Source organism: Bacillus haikouensis, assembly GCF_013179555.1.
GTDB classification, from domain to species: Bacteria; Bacillota; Bacilli; order Bacillales; family Bacillaceae_B; genus Rossellomorea; species Rossellomorea haikouensis_A.
The window spans coordinates 1-4,606 of record NZ_JABMCR010000302.1; the positions used below are offsets into that span (position 1 = coordinate 1).

3 protein-coding genes are annotated in these 4,606 nt (G+C 42.4%); all 3 read right to left on the minus strand.

From position 1 onward, the window contains the following. A partial coding sequence (locus HP456_RS20185) for a phage tail spike protein (RefSeq protein WP_172254435.1) occupies nucleotides 1-1,374 on the minus strand: 1,374 nt, incomplete at its 3' end. A 12-nt stretch (nucleotides 1,375-1,386) separates the two neighbouring features. Then, a complete protein-coding gene (locus HP456_RS20190; protein WP_172254437.1) occupies nucleotides 1,387-2,892 on the minus strand; it encodes a distal tail protein Dit in 1,506 nt (501 codons plus the stop codon). Between the two features lie 11 nt (nucleotides 2,893-2,903). Beyond that, nucleotides 2,904-4,606, minus strand: a 1,703-nt coding sequence (locus HP456_RS20195; protein ID WP_446680276.1) for a phage tail protein, incomplete at its 5' end; no start/stop codon positions are given.

The window sequence follows — 4,606 nt, forward strand, 5'->3', positions numbered from 1 at the left end:
TGAAAGAAGTGAATTCTGGATGACATCCACAGTAAACGTCGCTTTCTCATCGATGTCCGCTGCGGTAACAGCAAGGTCCTTCCCGGTATAGTTAAAACCTGAAACCGGTATTCCATTCTTGTCGCGCTTGTTCCATACATAGGTGTAGTTAGCACCGTCCTCGTCTACCTCTTGACCAGAAAGAAAGACCCTGGCTTTTAAGACAGTGGAGCCGATTCCGTTTTTGAAGACTTCCCCTGCGCTTGAGACAATAGTTGTCATCAACATGCGCTCGAACTTCTTCCGGATTTCCTCCTGCATTGATTTCCAGATAGATTTCACTTCAGACTCGGTGTATTCGATGTAGTCACCCAGCTGCACTTTCTTCTGTGACTTCTGTGTGATTGATCGCTCCTGTGTATGCACACGTGCTTCCAGGTAAAGAGGAGGATTAAACTTTTCGTCTTTGATCTTGATGGTGTCCCCGAATCGGATCTTTTGATTTTCGAGACCTGGTACATGCTCCAAGTCAGCTATGGTCGATTCATATTCCACAATTTCATTGACCCGTTTATTCAGCTCGTTTTCGGTTAACGCAGTCAGTCTATCTTCGGTCATGTCGGGGTCAGTAGACTGAGGTTCATATGGTTCGATTAAATGTTTTCCATCCCTGCCCCACCTGGCAAGTGCCTCTTTGTCTTCCACCAGGACTTCTAGCCGAGTCCCGTCACCTCTTTCTGGACCCAATCCGAGAAGGGCGGTCACGATATTTGCCGTTTTCTCCCGTCTCTTCACTTCGATCAGGTCTTTCCCAAATGTCACTTCTCGACCATTCCATCCTCCGACCCTTTCGACCATATCGACATAACGGTCAGTGACCCTGTTTCCGTCCGATTCAATACGAAAGGCAAGCTCTAATCCAAATGTATTAGCAATTCGTTTTAATAAGATGAAAGGGTTAGTGTGAGTCTCAATGACGATTTCTTTCGCGCCGGCATAGGCAATGTTCCCGACTTGGTATTCGGTACCTGATACGGCAAACTGAACATGATTTTCTACCGTTCCGGTCAATGAAGTGGGGCTGATTACTTTTGCCTTTTTCAGTTCAAGATAGCTCGCTGTGGTATAAACTTCGCTTATCAAACCTTCTGGGGATCGATACTTAAATGTTTCATGAATGATTAGTTCCACGAAACGGTTATCCTCATCCGGTATGATGATTCGTTTCCGTTTGGAAAGATGGGATGAGAACGGCTTATCGGCAAAGGTTGTAAAATCGAAAGTCTCTAAGTTATCTTTTAACGACTTTCTATGGTTGTTGGACAGTATGTTTTTAACTGTAATGACATCCAAAATCTCGTCTGTCTGGTGATCTAAAATGTGAATCTGCGTCACATTCCACCCTCCTTACTTATATGAATCTCTATAATATCCTGAAGCGCTGAAAGAATCACTTGGGTGGAGGATTAACTGATTCTCACCTTTTTTCAACGTAAAATAAGATGCCCCGAAATCTTTTAGGTTCTTGGCATCTTCTCCGTTTATTAAGATTTCTTCGTTTTTATGATCAAAGGTGATGATGTCCCCGGGGTTTGCGATAATCGGGACTTCATCCTCTGCCAGACTGTTAATACGCCAGAATTTGAGGTTGTAAATGTTCATCCGGGTGGCTTCTGTATTCGGCCACTTTCGAAAGATTACTTGGACCTTCGCGATTTTATCCTCGAAGATACCACCCACCGGCGGAATATAGTGTTTATGTTGGACATATACTCTTTTTCCATCCACGATCTTTGCAAAATAAAACCACCACCGGTTCCCCCGACGTTGCAACTTCATCAATCCATAGAAGTTATTCCAGTTCTTAATATTATTCGGTGCGCTAGTAATATAGGGGAATCGTTGATACTGATCATATCCCAACTGCACGCGTCCATCTATTCGATCAGATCCGGGCCAGGAATCAGACATATGAATTCTTGCCACCTGCCTATCGAGAGTATCTAATAAATAGACCTCTATCATTCCCGTTCCCCATCCGACATTATGGTTTCCAATGACACAATCCATCTCAAAATCCTGTACCTCTTCAGGGAGCGATTTCACAAGTCCTGGACCCTGCCACTTTTCTGGTGCCACCGCAATACCAAAGCTCCTTGGTCGGAAACTTGCCCCGTCAGTCTCAATTTCACCTCTGATATAACCTTCAGTGACTGTTGTGGCAGCAGCCCACCCGGTCAACGTATTCATAGCATCAGAGAGTAATAGTGTATACTCTTCCTTTGGCGTACTCTCAACAGGAGTGGGTCTGCCAATCATCATGTATTCATCAAATTGATTCTGTATCATCGCGAACGTTATCGGTGCCAGCACTTCCATTTCGAAGATCGGTTCGGATTCTGCGGAACCTAAAGTATCTACGACTGCCGAGTCTCCAGAAAAGATGATAGGGGTTTCTGGCCCATACTTATTTGGATCTGAACAGAGAAAAGTCAAAGTACCTACCAAATTGTTACTACTTTCTTCTGGCAGTTCATTTTCAGACAATGTTGCGTAATAGATAGCTTCCTCATCAGTAAACGAGAGTACTTTTTTAGAACCCTCTAACAGGCTATTTAATAAAGTAGTTCGTCTTCTAAAACCTACGTTTGTCTTGTCGCTTATTTTATATTTAACCGTGATTTCTCTTTCACTGGTATTTTGTTCGTTAGATTCCATAAGACCATTCATGCCGGGTACTTCAAATGTATTAATTCGATTCGAAAGATTAGCTCTTCCTGACACCGTTAACGTGGTAAAACTTCCTTCTTCATCACTTATCTCTAAATCCAAATTAATCCCATTAAATAAAGTCTGGATAGACAGAGAGGTACTTTGTGTACCTCGTTCAGTTAAGTTTACAAATCCGTACATAAAGTACCTCCTTATCTAAAACTATTTAGTGTATCAAGTTCTCTTGTTTGTACTTCTGTGATGTCATCGACAAAGGTTCTGAATGTCTCTCGCCCCATCTGTAAGTAGATATACGCCGGTTGTTTGTTATTGACTTTGACTTCAGCATTAACTGCGCTACTTACTTGAGCAGTACTACTTCTTTTCAGCCCCTTTAAATTTGTGCTGATTTGTGAAGTATTTACTGATAAATCAGGATTAAAGGCTGTTCTGACACCATTTGCGAGTTTAGCAGTCGCACGTACCAGAGGCGTCTTCGCTTTTTCGATCGAAGTTCTGATTGGCCCTTTAAAATCCATTCTATGAATATCGCTTAATGGTCCACGCTTAGCAGGAGAAAATGGCCAGAAATCCCGAACGGCACCAACAATGTTTTCAACCTTACCAAGAATCTTCCCTTTCATAGCAGACAATCCATCAATCGCACTTTGGATAATCGCTTTACCAGATTCATATAAATCGATACTTTCAAAGAAGTTGAGAATATTGCTCCAAATGTCCTTTATGATATTCCAAGCAGAAGACATTTTTTCATCAACAACATTGGTCAATGCATGAAATTTATCAGACACCCAATTTTTGATTTTGCTGGCAACGTCCTTAATCCACCCCCACACTGCAGACCAGATTTTCACTGTCCATTTTTTCACCTTATCCCAATTTGCTATGATCAACACAGCCAGTGCAATTACTGCAGCAGTCACCCAACCGACCGGACCTAATGCGATAAACCATGCAGCAGCCATTCTTGCAGCGTGAAATAATGCTTTGACACTCATCCAAGCCCACTTTGCAACGAATACTGCTGAAGTTGCTACCATTTCTGCCAGGGCAATAACCATTTTCTTACCTGTAGCCAAGGTCCACGCAGCCGCAACTTTAGCACCGTGAAGTAACGCTTGGATTCCCATCCATGCCCAGCGAGCAATAAATATCACTGATTGGGCTATAAACTTTGCCACTGTAGTGACCATTTGGACAATGAATTGACCTAGAGATTTAATCATCATAGTTACGCCTGTAACCAATTTCGCTCTCATCATGCCCGTTTTCACCCATATATAAGTTGCCATCCCGCCAAATGCTGCTTTAACAAGGATGATTAACGGGGTTAATGCTAAAAGAACACCACTTAGCGATAATACCCAACTAACAACTTGTCCGATTAACGGATATGCCTTCATCATTTCTGATGACCAACTCAAGAATGCATTTACAATATCAAGAATTTTCGAACCAAGTGGTGCCATCCCGATACCAAGCTGAATTAGAAAACTTGTAAGGTTCCCTATGAGAGCCATCACCTTGGGACCGTTTTCCATTACATAGTTAACAAAGTTTTGGAATCCTTTTGATTCATCCAACTTGGCAGACCACGCTGCAAACCTTTCTGTTAAACCAACCAATCCCCCCTGCATATCTTGCGAAAGAGGAGTAAAGGCAACCATTAAATTCATGATACCTTGCATGACATTCCCGAATGACTTCCCAAGTGACGTCATGGCTGGACCCGCATTGTTGTTCAGAAAGTTGATAAAGTCCTTAAAATCTTGAGATTCCATTGAAAGTCCAATGCTCTTAGACAACGTATCGGCTGTGCGAATTGCACCATTAAATGCTGGCTTTAAATCTTTAATCAACGATCGCAGTTGTTCTAAACTTCGGATGAAAATGT